At 62.5% G+C, this 14,873-nt stretch carries 13 protein-coding genes and 1 pseudogene; 6 read left to right on the top strand and 8 right to left on the bottom strand.

Features of this window, described 5'->3' with window-relative positions:
- The first annotated feature begins 2 nt into the window (after positions 1-2).
- From NH195_RS01710 to NH195_RS01690, 5 genes and pseudogenes are all read left to right on the top strand, one after another.
- A complete protein-coding gene (locus NH195_RS01710) occupies positions 3-1,688 on the top strand; it encodes an ABC transporter ATP-binding protein (protein WP_202906474.1) in 1,686 nt (561 codons plus the stop codon).
- A 4-nt stretch (positions 1,689-1,692) separates the two neighbouring features.
- Positions 1,693-2,919: pseudogene (locus NH195_RS01705) on the top strand (NAD(P)/FAD-dependent oxidoreductase); the annotation flags it as partial.
- An 11-nt stretch (positions 2,920-2,930) separates the two neighbouring features.
- Positions 2,931-5,567, top strand: a complete 2,637-nt coding sequence (locus tag NH195_RS01700) for a nitrate reductase (protein WP_066702111.1) — start codon at positions 2,931-2,933, stop codon at positions 5,565-5,567.
- 16 nt (positions 5,568-5,583) lie between these two features.
- Positions 5,584-6,537 carry a glycosyl transferase family protein gene (locus tag NH195_RS01695; RefSeq protein ID WP_066702109.1) on the top strand — a complete coding sequence of 318 codons (954 nt, stop codon included), beginning with the start codon at positions 5,584-5,586 and terminating at the stop codon, positions 6,535-6,537.
- A 111-nt stretch (positions 6,538-6,648) separates the two neighbouring features.
- The gene (locus NH195_RS01690) at positions 6,649-6,921 is read left to right on the top strand and encodes a hypothetical protein (protein ID WP_066702105.1); all 273 of its coding nucleotides are present in this window, start codon (positions 6,649-6,651) and stop codon (positions 6,919-6,921) included.
- Positions 6,922-6,935: 14 nt separating this feature from the next.
- Here NH195_RS01690 and NH195_RS01685 read toward each other — a convergent pair whose 3' ends face one another.
- On the bottom strand, positions 6,936-7,748 hold the full coding sequence (locus NH195_RS01685; RefSeq protein WP_066702102.1) for a division plane positioning ATPase MipZ: 813 nt from the start codon (positions 7,746-7,748) through the stop codon (positions 6,936-6,938).
- Between the two features lie 225 nt (positions 7,749-7,973).
- On the opposite strand from NH195_RS01685, the gene NH195_RS01680 reads away from it, so the two are divergent.
- The gene (locus NH195_RS01680; RefSeq protein WP_066702096.1) at positions 7,974-9,770 is read left to right on the top strand and encodes an OmpA family protein; all 1,797 of its coding nucleotides are present in this window, start codon (positions 7,974-7,976) and stop codon (positions 9,768-9,770) included.
- A gap of 81 nt (positions 9,771-9,851) precedes the next feature.
- Here NH195_RS01680 and rpmE read toward each other — a convergent pair whose 3' ends face one another.
- The 7 genes from rpmE to rimM all read right to left on the bottom strand — a co-directional run bounded on the left by rpmE (position 9,852) and on the right by rimM (position 14,868).
- Complete coding sequence (gene rpmE / locus NH195_RS01675) at positions 9,852-10,073, bottom strand: 50S ribosomal protein L31 (protein WP_066702091.1); 222 nt, start codon at positions 10,071-10,073, stop codon at positions 9,852-9,854.
- Positions 10,074-10,084: 11 nt separating this feature from the next.
- On the bottom strand, positions 10,085-10,459 hold the full coding sequence (gene rplS, locus NH195_RS01670; RefSeq protein ID WP_066702075.1) for a 50S ribosomal protein L19: 375 nt from the start codon (positions 10,457-10,459) through the stop codon (positions 10,085-10,087).
- Between the two features lie 278 nt (positions 10,460-10,737).
- A complete protein-coding gene (locus NH195_RS01665) occupies positions 10,738-11,772 on the bottom strand; it encodes an acyltransferase family protein (protein ID WP_066702073.1) in 1,035 nt (344 codons plus the stop codon).
- A gap of 121 nt (positions 11,773-11,893) precedes the next feature.
- On the bottom strand, positions 11,894-12,742 hold the full coding sequence (gene trmD, locus NH195_RS01660) for a tRNA (guanosine(37)-N1)-methyltransferase TrmD (RefSeq protein WP_202906473.1): 849 nt from the start codon (positions 12,740-12,742) through the stop codon (positions 11,894-11,896).
- A 21-nt stretch (positions 12,743-12,763) separates the two neighbouring features.
- A complete protein-coding gene (locus NH195_RS01655; protein WP_066702071.1) occupies positions 12,764-13,552 on the bottom strand; it encodes a hypothetical protein in 789 nt (262 codons plus the stop codon).
- Positions 13,553-14,365 (bottom strand): hypothetical protein, encoded by an 813-nt coding sequence (locus NH195_RS01650; protein ID WP_066702069.1) that lies wholly within the window; start codon positions 14,363-14,365, stop codon positions 13,553-13,555.
- Positions 14,362-14,868, bottom strand: coding sequence for a ribosome maturation factor RimM (gene rimM, locus NH195_RS01645; protein ID WP_066702066.1), 507 nt, complete (start codon positions 14,866-14,868; stop codon positions 14,362-14,364). Before rimM ends, NH195_RS01650 begins: the two co-directional genes overlap by 4 nt.
- Positions 14,869-14,873: the final 5 nt, after the last annotated feature.

The following is a 14,873-nucleotide window of genomic DNA, read 5'->3' as shown; positions in this document are numbered from 1 at the left end:
ACATGGGTTTCCTGACATTCGACAACGTGTCCAAGGGCTATGGTGAGGGTCTGCACCGCACCCAAGTTCTTCGGAACATCAACCTTTCGGTCGAGGAGGGCGAGTTTCTTGTGCTCCTCGGGTTCTCCGGCTCCGGCAAGACCACGCTGATCAATCTGATGGCCGGGCTCGATACGCCCTCTACCGGTTCCGTGACGTTCAAAGGCCAGCCGGTGACCGGCCCCGGCCCCGAGCGCGGCGTGATTTTTCAGAACTATTCGCTGATGCCGTGGCTCACCGTCGATCAAAACGTCGCCTTGGCCGTGGATGCGATTTTTCCGGGGCTTTCGAAGGCCCAGCAACAGGAAAAAGTCGATCATTACGTCAAGATGGTGGGGCTGAGCCACGCCAAGACGCGCCGCCCGGCGGAGTTGTCGGGCGGGATGCGGCAACGTGTGAACGTCGCCCGCGCTCTGGCGATGAACCCGGAGGTTTTGTTACTGGACGAGCCGCTCTCTGCGCTCGATGCGCTGACGCGGGCGAACCTTGCCGACGAGATCGAACACATCTGGGACGCCGACAAGAAGACCTGCGTTCTGATCACCAACGATGTGGACGAAGCGATCCTTCTGGCCGACCGGATCATCGCGCTCAATCCCGACGGGACGCTTGGCGATGAGTTCAAGGTCGACATTCCGCGTCCGCGTGACCGCACCGAGATGAACCATGACGAGACCTTCCACCACCTGCGCGCGGCCGTGACCAATTATCTCATGGATGTGGGCATCGAAGCCAAGGCGGAAGGCCTCAAACAGCTGCCGGGGATCACCGCGATCCACAACCAAAAGGTGCCCGCGGCGGTGGAAAAAGCACAAGAGGGACTTATCGAGCAGAGATTCCTCACCTTCGAAGGCCTCCACAAGATCTACCCAACCCCGAAAGGGCCGCTGACGGTCGTGGAGGACTTCAACCTCAAACTCAACCGGGGCGAGTTCATTTCGCTGATCGGGCATTCGGGCTGTGGCAAATCCACGGTTCTGACCATGGCGGCCGGGCTCAACGACATTTCGAAAGGCGCGATCAAACTCGACGGTTTCGAGGTGCGTGGCGCCGATCCGGAGCGTGCCGTGGTGTTCCAGTCGCCGAACCTGTTTCCCTGGCTCACAGCAAAGGAGAACGTGGCCATTGGTGTCGACAAAGTCTATCCCGGTGCGTCGCAATCCGAGCGGCAGGACGTCATTGAATATTATCTTGAAAGGGTCGGCCTCGCCGACGCTATGGACAAGCCCGCCTCGGAGATGTCCAACGGCATGCGGCAACGTGTGGGCATCGCCCGCGCCTTTGCCCTCTCTCCGAAACTTCTCCTGCTCGATGAGCCTTTCGGCATGCTCGACAGCCTGACGCGCTGGGAGTTGCAGGAGGTGCTCATGGAGGTCTGGGAGCGCACGAAAGTGACCGCGATCTGTGTCACGCACGATGTCGACGAAGCGATCCTTCTGGCCGACCGTGTTGTGATGATGACCAACGGGCCGCAGGCGACGATCGGCAAGATCACCGAGGTGAACCTGCCGCGTCCGCGCACCCGCAAGGCGCTTCTGGAGCACCCGGATTACTATGCCTACCGGCAGGACGTGCTCGATTTTCTTGAGGAATATGAGCACGGCGCAAAACCAAAAAAGCCTGAACCGAAGGCCATCGCGGCGGAGTAAAGATATGGCGGAACGGCTTGTCATCATCGGTGCGGGTATGGCCACGGGGCGGCTTCTCGATCACCTGATCAACGAGGCTCCCGGGGTCTTCGACATCACGCTTTTCAATGCGGAGCCGCGCGGAACCTACAACCGTCTGATGCTCTCGCCGGTTTTGGCGGGGGAGCTCTGCTATGACGAGATCGTTACCCATGATGACGATTGGTATGCCCGCCATGACGTGACCTGCCGCTTCGGCGAACGCGTCACACGGATCGACCCGGAGCGGCGCGTCGTGTTCGGTGAACGCGGCGAAGTGCCTTATGACAAGCTTGTCATCGCGACCGGCTCGACCCCGTTTATCGTCCCGCTTCCGGGCCATGATTTGCCCGGCGTCATCGCCTATCGCGATCTCGAAGACACCGAAGAGATGGTCCGTTTGGCTGAAAAACCGAACGGGCGTGCCGTTGTGATCGGCGGCGGGCTTCTGGGGCTTGAGGCGGCGGCGGGCATGGCCGCGCGCGGGACGCATGTCACTGTGGTGCATCTCAACGATCACCTGATGGATCGGCAACTCGACGCTCCGGCTGCTGGCTTGTTACAGGATGCGCTGGAGGCGCGTGGCATCGAGGTGATCTGTGGTGCCAATTCGAAAGAGGTCATCGCGAATGACGAGGGGCGTGTGCGCGCCCTTCTGCTGGACGATGGGCGCATGCTCTATTGCGATCTCGTGGTGATGGCTGTGGGCATCCGCCCCTCTATCGCTCTGGCCCGCGCCTGCGGTATTGAGACCAAGCGCGGCATTCTGGTGGATGACCAGTTGCGGACCACCGCTCCCGATGTCTTTGCCTTGGGTGAATGCGTCGAACATGATGGGCAGGTCTTCGGCCTCGTTGCTCCGCTTTTCGATCAGGCCAAGGTGCTGGCCAAGACGCTCCGCGATCTGCCCGCGAGCTTCGTCAACAAGGATGTGTCGACCAAGCTCAAAGTCACCGGCTGCGATCTCTTCTCCGCCGGAGATTTCCGCGAGACGCAGGGCCGCGAATGCATCACCTATTCCGATCCGCAGGCCGCGATTTACAAGCGCCTCGTGATCGAGGAGGGGCGGCTCGTGGGCACGGTGATGTATGGCGATACGGATGATGGCGGCTGGTTCTTCAACCTGATCCGTGACGGCGTTGATATTTCCGACATGCGCGACATGCTGATTTTCGGTCCGGCCTATCAGGAAACGGCTGCGGCACCGGTTTTGGAGGTGATGGGATGAAAGCTCCGAACTCCAGCTGTGCGATCCGCTCGACCTGCCCCTATTGCGGGGTCGGGTGCGGTGTCGTTCTGGGCCCGGACGGGCAGGGCGGCCTCGATGTGCGCGGCGACAAAAGCCACCCGGCGAATTTCGGGCGTCTTTGTTCCAAGGGTACGGCGCTGGGAGAAACCGTCTCGCTCGACGGGCGGCTTCTGGCCCCGCGCGTCCATGGCGAGGACACGGATTGGGACAGCGCGTTGGGCCTTGTGGCGCGCAAGTTCTCCGAAGCCATCGCCGAACATGGCCCCGACAGCGTGGCCTTTTACGTCTCCGGCCAGCTCCTGACCGAGGATTATTATGTCGCCAACAAGCTGATGAAAGGCTTCATCGGCTCGGCCAATATCGACACGAATTCGCGCCTCTGCATGGCCTCGACTGTGGCCGGACACAAACGCGCCTTTGGCACCGACACGGTTCCCGGTACCTATGAGGACCTTGGTGAGGCCGATCTGATCGTGCTCACCGGGTCGAACCTCGCATGGTGCCACCCGGTGCTTTATCAACGCATTCTGGCCAATCGCAAGAAACGCCCGGAGCAAAAGCTCGTCGTCATCGACCCGCGCCGCACCGCCTCCTGCGATCTGGCGGACCTGCATCTGCCGGTGAAACCGGGGGCCGATGTAGCGCTGTTCAACGGGCTTTTGGCTGAGATCGAAAAGCGTGGCCTGATCGACCGGGAGTTCGCCGAACATGTCACGGGTCTCGATGAGGCCATCGAAGCCGCCAAGGCCGACGATCTCTCCGTGACGGGCCTGTCGGACGATCTGCTGGCTGAGTTCTATGCGCTTTGGTGCGGTACGGAAAAGGTCGTGACGATCTTTTCCCAAGGCGTCAACCAATCCTCCTCCGGCACCGACAAGGTCAACGCGATCATCAATTGCCACCTCGCCACGGGTCGCATCGGGCGCGCCGGGCTTGGGCCGTTTTCCGTCACCGGTCAGCCCAACGCCATGGGCGGGCGCGAGGTCGGCGGGCTTGCCAATATGCTCGCCTGCCATCTCGACATCGAGAATGGCGACCATCGCAAGGCCGTGGGTGATTTCTGGTCCGCCCCGGTCATCCCGGAACAGGCCGGTCTCAAAGCCGTCGACATGTTCCGCGCCGTGGGCGAGGGCAAGATCAAGGCGCTGTGGATCCTTCATACCAACCCCGCCGTATCCATGCCGGACGCCGATAAGGTGCGCGAGGCCATTGCGGGCTGCGAGTTTGTCGTGGTCTCCGACATCACCGAGGCGACCGATACGGCGCGCCTTGCCCATGTGCTATTGCCCGCCACCGGCTGGGGCGAGAAAAGCGGCACGGTGACTAATTCCGACCGCATCATTTCGCGACAACGCATCGTCCTGCCCGCGCCGGGCGAGGCGCGCCCCGACTGGTGGCAATTGGCCGAGGTCGGGCGTCTGATGGGCTATGGCGCGGCCTTCGATTACGAGAACCCCGCCGAGATTTTCCGCGAATATGCCGCCCTGTCCGGCATTGCCGGTGGCTTTGGCAAGGATTTCGACATCTCCGGTCTCAAGGACCTGTCGGACGCCGAGTATGACGCGCTCGCGCCGACCCGCTGGCCGGTCTCCGATGGCAAACAGGGCGGTCGTTTCTTTGCCGATGGCAAATTCTATACCCCCGATGGCAAGGCCCGGATGCTGGCCGTGTCGTGGAAGCCCCCCGTGGCGAAAACCGAACCGCGCTATCCGTTCCGGCTGAACACCGGTCGGGTCCGCGATCAGTGGCACACCATGACCCGCACCGCCCGCGCACCGCGCCTCAATGCCCATCTGGGCGAGCCGTTCATCGAGATTCACCCGGACGATGCCCGCGCCCGTGGCATTGGTCCGACCTCTCTCGTTGAGGTCACATCGCCCAATGGCAAGGCGATCCTGCGCGCCATGATCACCGACCGGATCGCCCCTGGCGAGATTTTCGCGCCGATGCACTGGACCGGCGAAAACGCCCCCGCCGCACGAATCGACGCGCTTGTGGCCGCGGTGACGGATCCGGTCTCCGGTCAGCCGGAAAGCAAGGCTGCGGTGGCGCAGATCAAACCGTTTGAGGCGGCGTGGTATGGTTTTGCGATTTCGCAAGCCCCGGTGAAAGCCGATGCGGAGTATTGGGCGCAGGCCAAAACCTACGCGGGCTATCGCATGGAACTGGCGGGGCGCGAGACGCCCGAAGATTGGGTTGAGGCGGCACGCCAGCTCTTCGATCTGGCCGATGCGGTTGTCCAGACCATGCTCGACCCGGCCAAAGGCACCGCGCGCATCGCCTTTCACAAGGACGGCGCGCTGCAAGCCGCGCTTTTCGTGTCGTGCCAACCGGTTGCCGTGATGCGCGATTACCTGACCCATCTGCCGGGACAGGAGGCGCCGATGGTGCTCTCGGGCAAATCCCCCGCCGATCAACCCGATCCGGGGCCCGTGCTCTGCTCTTGCTTCAATGTGGGCGTGAACACTATTCTGTCCGCGATTGAAACACGCGGATTGATGACGGTCGAAGCGATTGGCGAGGCGCTGCAGGCGGGCACGAATTGTGGCTCCTGTCGACCCGAGATCAAGGCGCTGATCGAACGGATCAAGGGCCGCGCAGCCGCAGAGTAAACCGAGGGGACACCCGATGAGCATTGCCGAATTCGTTCGGATTCTGGGTCGTGGCCCGGGCCGGTCCCGATCCCTGAGCTATGACGAGGCGCATGAGGCGATGGCGCGTGTGCTCCGGGGCGAGGCCGCGCCCGAAAGCGTCGGTGCGATGCTGATGCTGATGCGGATGAAGGGCGAAGTGCCTGAGGAGATCGCGGGATTTACCCGTGCGCTGCGCGATACGCTTGTGGCCGTGCCCATGCCCGATCTCGATTGGCCGTCCTATGCGGCGGGCCGCACGCGGGGCTTGCCGTGGTTCCTCTTGTCCGCGCGGCTTGTGGCCGAGGGCGGGTATAAGGTCCTGATGCATGGCTGGAACGGGCTGGGCGAAAGCGGCCATCTGGTGCGCGAAGGGATGCCCTGTGCGGGGATCACCTCCTGCGACAGTCCGGATCACGCGCGCGAGGTCATGGCGACAGAAGGCATCGCCTATCTGCCGCTTGAGAATTTTTCGCCGGAGCTTCTGCACCTCTTGCAACTGCGCGCGGTTTTCGGCCTTCGCTCCTGTCTCAATACCGTGGCTCGGATGCTCAATCCGGGCGGGGCAGGGGCCTCGGTTCAGGGAGTGTTTCACCCGCCGTATCGGGAATTGCAGGCGGATGCCTCGGCGCTTTTGGGCCTGAAATCCCTGTCGGTGATCAAAGGCGGCGGCGGCGAGTTCGAGCGCAATCCGTCGAAGGATGTTCAGGTGTTTGGCCTGCGAGAGGGCGCGCGCTGGGACGGGTTTGTGCCCCCGGCTCATGAGGATACGCGCAGGCTCAACGATGGCGAAACCGATCTCTCCCGCCTCACGGCCCTTTGGGGCGGGGCGCTCGACGATCCTTTTGCGGAGGCGATCGTGCTGGCCACGGCGTCCTTAGCACTGGAGACTTTAGGGGAAACCGACCCCGTAGAACGGGCCGGGGCGCTCTGGCGGGCGCGGTCAGGTTAACCTGTCTTGCGAGCATCACGAAATTCCACAGTTTTGACCACAGGCTGGCCGGAATTCTGCCCCTTTTCGGGGGACAGTCGCGGTTAACCGGAGGATTGTGGAGATCTTGCGATGGACATCGTCATGCAGGTGAAGGCGCTGTTCGGGCAAGTGCCGATCGGATTTGACGCCAGCGCACAGGTCACGCTCATGGCCGTTGGGCTTGGTCTGATGATTTTGGCCGTTGCCCTGTTGATCTGGCAGCATCGTGGCCGGGCGGAGCACAATGCGCCCAGCCGCTCGCCGCTCGCCGAGACCGTCTCCCGCAGTGTGCCAGGGGAGCGCCACATGGTGACGCGTCAGAAAGGCGATGCGTTTCTGCGCCGTCTGGATCGGATGGGCTGAGGCCTGATGCGCGATCAGAAATCGACCGCGACGCCGGGCAGGTTCAGCTCTTTCATCAGGTCGCGCAATTCCTGACGGGCGGCGACATTGGAAATGTTCATCGCGGATTTGACGCCGATGTCCTTGAGATCCAAAAGCGTCAGCCCGCGCGGAAACAGTTCCCGGAAGATCACCCGTTCGGAAAACCCGGGAGCAACGCGAAACCCGATGCGTTTCGACAGCTCGCCCAACGCATCGCCGATCTTTTTCTTGTTGTGCATCTGCTGCGCGCCGAGACGGTTGCGCAGAACCACCCAGTCGATGGGCTTGAGCCCGGCCTGCGCCCGCAATTGCCGGGCGTTCCAGACCATTTCCGAATAGACTGAGGGGCCGAGGATCTTGTTGCTGTCCGGATCGACGCGGGCCAGAAGATCGAAGTCGATGAAGCTGTCGTTCATCGGGGTGATCAGCGTATCGGCGAGCGTATGCGCCACCTGCGAGAGGCGCGTGTGGGAGCCGGGGCAGTCGATCAGGATGAAATCGCAGGTTTCTTCCAGCCCCGCGACGGCCATGGACAGGCGCCGGTCGTAGATGTTTTCGCCCTCGGCCAGATCGTCGGCATCTACCTGGGGAAGGTCGCGGTAGTCCGGCGTTGGAAGTTCGATCCCGTCGCGCAGGCAATAGCTCAGGCGGTTTTCCAGATAGCGGGCAAAGGTCTTTTGCCGCAGATCGAGATCCAGAGCGCCGACCCGGTGGCCCAGCCGCGCCAAAGCCGTCGCCACATGCATGGAAACGGTCGATTTTCCCGCTCCGCCCTTCTCGTTGCCGACGATAATGATATGCGCCACGTTCCCAATTTCCCGTTCTGTCCGCGCGCTTTTGCGCTGCGTGTGTTGTCTCTTTGAGACCTTGTATGACGATGTTTTTGGCTGCCGTGCAAGAGCGTTTCGCCCGGTTTTCGCGATCCGTTCCGCAGTGTTGCGACGCGGATATGGAAACGAATTTGCGGTTTCATGCGTTGAGACGGGACATGTGCGGACCTCCAGGGGCCGCATCACTCTGGGAGAAGACATATGAAACGCATGATTATGAGCACGGCCGCCACCGGTTTCGGCCTCATCGGTCTCGGGCTGGGGACACCCGCTCTGGCACAGGACGCGCAGGCGGTGGAGGAGAACATGGTGCTGGAGAGTTGCAGCGACATTCAGCCGCCCTGCATGACCGAAGAGGGAACGGTGCTGCTGAAGGACGGCCGTGTCGTCAGTGCCGTCGAAGCCTATGAGGCGCTTGGCATTGCTGCGCCGCGCGAGGAGGTGGAAACCGCTCCCGCGACCGTGGGGGAAGAGGCCACCGCCGATCTCGAACATCAGGAGGTGGTCGAGGAAGACATCCTGGCCGATCAACTGGCGGAGGACATGCCTGCCGCTGGGGAGGAGGCAACGACGGAAGCTTCTGAAGCGACCACGGAAACGGTGCCGGAAATGGGGACGGTTGTGCCGGATGTGACCGAGAGTGACCCGACCCAGATGCTGGAAGAGGCGCTTGCGTCGGAAGAGGCTGAGACGGGCGGTGATATGGGCGGTGATGTGACGGTGCAGCCGATGGAACCGAACGAGACCTTGGAAGTCACGAATGAGGAGATGGCGCCGATGGCGGATAATCCGGTCAGGGGCGAGATGTCCGATGCGGAGGTCAAGCCGCAGATCCCCGATGAGGCCGAAGGAATTTTCGTCCCGACCGATGCAGGTGAGGCCCAGGCCGTCGAGATGACCGAGGAGGTGCTCAAGGCGCAGGCCGAGGAAGAGGCGGCGCAGGCGGCTGAGGAAGAGACGCAGGCGGCCCCGGCGGCAGCGGCTTCGGCCGAGACCGGACAGGAGATTGAGGTCGAGACCGAGACCGTAACGCGCGAAACCACGCGGGCCTCGAACGAGGAATTCGCCAACCGGGCCACGGCGCAGAGTGAGAAGGACGACGAGGGTCTGTCCAATCTCGAGAAATTCCTGATCGGGGCCGTGGGCGCCGCCGTCATCGGCAATGTGCTCGCCGATGACGATCAGGTGGTGGCCAATACCGGTGACCGGGTGATTGTTGAGCGCGACGGCCAGTTGCGCGTGCTCAAGAATGACGACGCCCTGTTGCGCCAACCCGGTTCCCAGGTGACCACGGAGAGCTTCACCGACGGCTCGACCCGGACCACGCTGAATCGTGAAGACGGCAGCGAGGTGGTGACGATTCGCTCCGCCGACGGTCGGGTGTTGCGTCGCGAACGTGTGCTTGTCGATGGCACGCGCGTTGTGCTGTTCGATGACACGCAGGCCATTGAGGCGGTCGATGTGACGGCTCTGCCGTCGCCGTCTCAGAAGACAGTGACTTACACGCAAGACGAAGACGCCCTGCGCGCGGCCCTTGCCGCCAGTCAGATGGAGAACGAGGCGCTGAACCGTCGCTTTTCCCTGAACCAGATCCGTTCGATCCGCGCGGTGCGCGAGCTGGCGCCGGAGATCGAACTGACCAATGTGACCTTCGCCACCGGCTCCGCGGCGATCTCGCCCACTGAGGCCGAGGAGCTTGCGGCTCTGGGGCGGGCGATGCGTGAGGCGATTGCCGCCAACCCGCGTGAGGTGTTTCTGGTCGAAGGGCACACCGATGCGGTCGGGCCTGCGACGATGAACCTGGCGCTGTCGGACCGTCGTGCGGAAAGTCTGGCCCTCGCACTGACCGAATATTTCGACGTGCCGCCGGAAAACATGGTCGTGCAAGGCTATGGCGAGCGCTATCTCAAGGTCCAGACCATTGAGGCCGACCGCAGCAATCGCCGTGCCGCGGTGCGGCTGATCACGCCGCTTCTGGCCGAAGTCGCGGCGCAGTAAGGTCTTGATGATCCTGCGTGACGACCAAACGAAAAGGCCCGCCAGATGGCGGGCCTTTGCATGTCAGATACGGGCGGAGGCTCAGAAGCCGAGGCCAGCGTATTTGTTTTTGAACTTGGACACGCGGCCACCGGCGTCGAGCAGGCGGGAGTTGCCGCCGGTCCAGGCCGGGTGCACCGAGGGGTCGATGTCGAGCGACAGGGTGTCGCCTTCGGAGCCCCAGGTGGAACGCATTTTGACGATGGTGCCATCGGTCATTTTGACGTCGATGAAGTGGTAGTCGGGATGGATATCGTTTTTCATCGTGACGATCCTCAGGCTTCGAGCGACTTGTAGTTGGTGACTTCCGCGATACGGGCGGATTTGCCGCGACGCGAACGGAGGTAGTACAGTTTGGAACGACGCACACGGCCGCGACGCACCACCTCGATGTATTCGATGTTGGTGGAGTAGAGCGGGAACACACGCTCGACGCCTTCACCGAAGGAAATTTTGCGAACCGTGAAGGACCCGGCAATGCCTTTGCCGTTCTTACGGGAGATGCAGACACCTTCGTAGTTCTGCACACGGGTGCGGGAACCCTCGGTCACTTTGTAACCGACGCGGATGGTGTCACCGGCCTTGAAATCCGGGATGGTTTTGCCGAGAGCTTCGATTTGCTCGGCTTCAAGCTGTGCGATCAGATCCATCGCTTACACTCCAATTTGCTCGTGGTATGCCACGAAGTTTCAACCGCCTCAGAGCTCCGCATCTTCGATCGGGTCCATCGCAGCCTTGCAAGGAAGGATGCCCGCCGGAGGGTTCAGGTCGTCTTTGCTTTGGTCTTTCCGCCTGTCGGGTCGGGCGTCGAAGAACAGGCCCGGACAAAACGCAAAGGCCCGGTTGGTCGAATCTCGACCCCGGACGGGCGGTTTCTAGGCAGAAATGCCCCGGAATGCAAGCGTTATGCGCCGCTTTTCAGGTGCGCTCAGGCGGTCACGGCCAGGTTGGCGGGACGGGCCGTCGGGAAGCGCAGTTTCAGCCGCGAAATCGGTTCCTCTATGAGATACCAGGATAGCGTCGCCGCCAGGACGCTGAGGCCGGTCATGGCAAAAAACGGCAGCGGGCCGGTGTCGTAAAGCGGCGAGCCGAGTTGCGCCATCGCCCACCAGATCGCCAGATGGTACATGAAGACGCCGTAACTGATCTTGCTGATGAACTGCGCGGCGCGGCAGCCCAGGAGCCAGCCGATCGGGCCGCGATAGCCATGCCAGGCTCCGGCGACGACGACGCCGAGCGCCGGTTGGCAGAGCAGGCGATAGGTCGGGTCTTCACTGAACCCCGGCCAGAGGAAGGACGGTGAGGCCATGACCATGAGCGCCGCCAGAAGGGCCCAGCGGGAGGTGACCACCTCGCGCACATCGCGGTTGTGCCGCACCAAAAGATAAGTGAGCGCACCGCTGGCAATCGGATCGAACTGAAAAATCAGGCGCCGGGTCCAGTCGGTCAACCCCATGTCGTTGCCATGGGCATAGACGAAGGCGGAGCCGACCAGCATGCCCAGCGTCACAAGATAAATACCCCGGATCGGCATGAGCAGGATCACCAGGGGCCAGATCAGGTAGAACTGTTCTAGGATGTTGAGGCTCCAGAGATGGCTGAACACCCAGGGGCTGAACTGTTCATGGAAGGCGAAAAAGAGGTTCGAGGCCTGCAACACATGCCAGGGCCAGGAGGTGCGCGCGCCATCCATGTCGAAGATCACCGCGGCGGCGCCGAGGACGAACAGCGCGGGAAACAGCCGGAGCGCACGGCGGATGTAGAAATTTCCTATGCTGACAGAGCGACCGCTTTCCTTGGCGGCAATCAGGATATGGGTGATCAGGAACCCGCTGACTGTGAAGAACAGGGACACCCGCAGGTTTTCGGTCAGAGGTTGCCGGTCCCAGAAATGCACATAAAGCACGCCGGTCATGGCGAGCGCGCGCAGGCCGTCGATCTGGGTATGCCTTTGGCTGTCCAAGGTGTTCTGCTCTGGTTGTTGTCCGGGCGAGGCTAGGCGCAGACCCGCATCCGGGCAAGTGCCGATCCGTACAGAGTTGTCATTCGCGGTGTTTTGACGCTTGCGTGGCTTGGGACGCGGCTTATTCGTCCGGCTTGCGGCTTGCCTCATAGGCCGCCCACATGTCGGGGCGGCGGTCGCGGGTGATCTTCTCGGCCATCTTCTGGCGCCATTCGGCGATCTTGCCGTGATGGCCGGACATCAGGACCTCCGGAATCGGCAGGCCGCGCCATTCGGCGGGGCGGGTGAATTGCGGGTGTTCCAGAAGGCCGTTCGAATGGCTTTCCTCCTCGACGCTCTCGGCATTGCCGAGCACGCCGGGCAAGAGACGCACCGTGGCGTCGATCATCGCCTGTGCCGCGATCTCGCCTCCGGTGAGGACGAAATCGCCGAGCGAGACCTCTTCGATGCCGTAGTGAAACAGCACCCGGTCATCGACGCCCTCGAACCGGCCGCAGATCATCGTGATGCCTTGTGCCTCGGACCAGCGTTTCGCCGTCGCCTGATCGAAGCGCCTTCCACGCGGCGAGAGGTAGACCAGAGGCCATTTGGCGCGATCCGGCGGCACGCCGTTCATTGCGAAATCAATGGCGTTGCCCATGACGTCGGGGCGGATCACCATGCCCGCGCCGCCGCCTGCGGGCGTGTCGTCGACATTCTTGTGCTTGCCCTCGCCGAACTCGCGCAAATGGATGGGTTCGAGCTGCCATGTGCCGTCCTGCAACGCCTTGCCGGTCAGGCTCTCGCCCAGAACGCCGGGAAAGGCGCCGGGAAACAGCGTGATCACCTTGGCCTTCCACACGCCCGCGATGTCGGGCGTATTGGTCATCAGCTCGCGCGGTTTCAGCGTCGGGCGGACGGCCAGACGGCCATGGGACCGGGCGGTGGCCGGGATGTCTGCGGGTCGGGTCGGGATCGAATCGTCGCTCATGGCCCCATATAGCCTCGCATGTCAGGGCTTGGGAATGTGCTGTGCGGGAGAAATGATCGCATCGCGTGCCGCGATATAGGGCGCGCCGTGCAGATCGGAGCGGTTCAGTTCCAGAAGCGCCTCACGGGCATTGCCGCCGGGATAGGCATTGACCCGGTGGCGCAGTGTGATGACGGGACGCAGATGCGTGAGCTCGAGAAGATCGAGCACCGGGTCGATCGGGTGGCTCATGTCGTCAAGCGCCATGGCATGCACGCTCTCCGCCCCGAGACGCGCCCGCGCCATGTCGAGGATCGTGTCGAAGTCGCTGGCCAGAGGATAGCGGGCGGCGAAGTCCTCGAGATTGAGGAGGCAGCGCTTGAATTTCAGCCGCTGCCAGTGGCAGGACGCGATCCAGCCCTCCCGCCGGGTCGAATAATAGAGATCGAACGGCGCCTCCGCCCCGGCTCTTTCGCGCCAGACGTCACGAAGGATTTCCATGGCGATCGGGCCGGCGACATAGCGCTGAACCGACCCGACCCCGATCATGTGACCGGCCAGATGTTCCGAGGAAATCAGGATCGGGCGGGGATCGTCGAGATCGAAGGTGGCGAACAGCGCCCGGGCCTCGCTGCGGATGCGGGCCTTGGTCTCGGGATTGCGGGCGAGAGAGAATTCGAGCACCGCCTCGGCCAGAGGCACCATCCAGAGGTTTTCCTGAACATGCACCTCGACATGATCGACCAGCAGGCGCGCGTTGAGTTTCAGGGTTTTCTGCAGCGAGGTCGTGCCGGTTTTGTGAAACCCGCCATGAACGACCAGCCGCCGCATTTATCGGCGCCCCTCTGCCGCAGAGGCGTGCGGCAGCCCAAGCAGGGCGCTGCGCCGGGCGTAGAACTCAGGCCCTTTGAGGGGCGAACGATTGAGCGCCAAAAGCTCTGTGCGCGTTGCCCCGTCCAGAGCGGTATGTTGATTGTCGGGGATGTCAAATCCGGGCCAAAGCGCGCCGAGGCCGAGGTGTTCGAGCGCAGACAAGGCGGGGTGCCGAACGTCTTCGATGGCGAAACTGTGGACGCGACCGGGAGCCACGGCATCGCAAATCTGATCGACCACGATGTCCAGATCGGCGGCATGCGCATATTGCTTTTCATATTGCGCGAGGTCCCGGGTTTCCCGATCCGTGATGACTCTCTGCCAATGACAGGACGCAATCCATCCCGTTCTGCGCGTTGAGTATAAAAATTCCAGATTGTGCGTGCCTCCGGTCACGCTGCGCCAGGCATCCTGAATGATCTTTGCCGCGATCGGGGCCGCAGCATAGCTGGCGACACGATCCTTGCCGATATAGGTGCCGGACAGGTTTTCATGGCTGATGAAGACGGGGCGGGGATCGCTATGGTCGAGCCCCGTGAAAAACAGCGTGGCCTCTTCAAGGATCGCCTCTTTCGCCGCCTTGTTGCGCTGGGCGGCGAATTTTCGCACCGGGCGGACGAGGAGACCGGTGCGAAAATCGTAACGCAGATAGGTTTCCACATGCGGGTCGAGCAGATGACGGTTCTGCTCGAATGTTTTTTGCAGCGAGGTGGTGCCGGTTTTGTGGAACCCGGCATGGAGCAGAACGCGTCTGTCCCCTCTCAGTGTCATTCGAAGAGACCGTCCGGCGGGTCTGCGATGATCCGGCCGGAGGCAAGATCGACCGTCGGCACGTTCTGCAACGTGAAGGGCAGGAGAACAGGGGTCTTTAGCTTCGGTCCCTGCACCTCCAAGAGATCGCCCGCGCCGTGGTTCAATACGTTGCGCACCGTGCCGAGCACCGCTCCGCCCGTGTCGAGCACGGTGAGACCGATCAGATCGGCATGGTAGAACTCGTCGTCGGGCAGGGAGGGCAGATGCGCGCGGTCGGCATAGAGCGTCACGCCACGCAGGGCGTCCGCCTCTTCCTTGGTCTCGACACCTTCGATCTCTGCGGCAAAGCCGTTCTTGATCGCACGGGTCAGGGTCAGGACATATTCCGTGCCATCTTCGGAGGTCAGTGGGGAATACTCCCCGATGTCCTCCGGATCGGCGCAGAAGCTCTTGATACGCACCTCGCCATGGACGCCAAAGGCGCCCGCGATGGCTCCGACGATGATCCGCGTGTCTGTCATTTTGC

Origin of the sequence: Celeribacter ethanolicus (genome assembly GCF_001550095.1) — a bacterium.
Lineage (GTDB): Bacteria > Pseudomonadota > Alphaproteobacteria > Rhodobacterales > Rhodobacteraceae > Celeribacter > Celeribacter ethanolicus.
This window is presented reverse-complemented; position numbering and strand designations above follow the sequence as displayed.

Coding starts and splice junctions, on each gene's coding strand:
- NH195_RS01710 (WP_202906474.1), top strand. CDS start 3: ATGGGTTTCCTGACATTCGACAACGTGTCCAAGGGCTATGGTGAGGGT.
- NH195_RS01700 (WP_066702111.1), top strand. CDS start 2,931: ATGAAAGCTCCGAACTCCAGCTGTGCGATCCGCTCGACCTGCCCCTAT.
- NH195_RS01695 (WP_066702109.1), top strand. CDS start 5,584: ATGAGCATTGCCGAATTCGTTCGGATTCTGGGTCGTGGCCCGGGCCGG.
- NH195_RS01690 (WP_066702105.1), top strand. CDS start 6,649: ATGGACATCGTCATGCAGGTGAAGGCGCTGTTCGGGCAAGTGCCGATC.
- NH195_RS01680 (WP_066702096.1), top strand. CDS start 7,974: ATGAAACGCATGATTATGAGCACGGCCGCCACCGGTTTCGGCCTCATC.
- rpmE (WP_066702091.1), bottom strand. CDS start 10,073: ATGAAAAACGATATCCATCCCGACTACCACTTCATCGACGTCAAAATG.
- rplS (WP_066702075.1), bottom strand. CDS start 10,459: ATGGATCTGATCGCACAGCTTGAAGCCGAGCAAATCGAAGCTCTCGGC.
- trmD (WP_202906473.1), bottom strand. CDS start 12,742: ATGAGCGACGATTCGATCCCGACCCGACCCGCAGACATCCCGGCCACC.
- NH195_RS01655 (WP_066702071.1), bottom strand. CDS start 13,552: ATGCGGCGGCTGGTCGTTCATGGCGGGTTTCACAAAACCGGCACGACC.
- NH195_RS01650 (WP_066702069.1), bottom strand. CDS start 14,365: ATGACACTGAGAGGGGACAGACGCGTTCTGCTCCATGCCGGGTTCCAC.
- rimM (WP_066702066.1), bottom strand. CDS start 14,868: ATGACAGACACGCGGATCATCGTCGGAGCCATCGCGGGCGCCTTTGGC.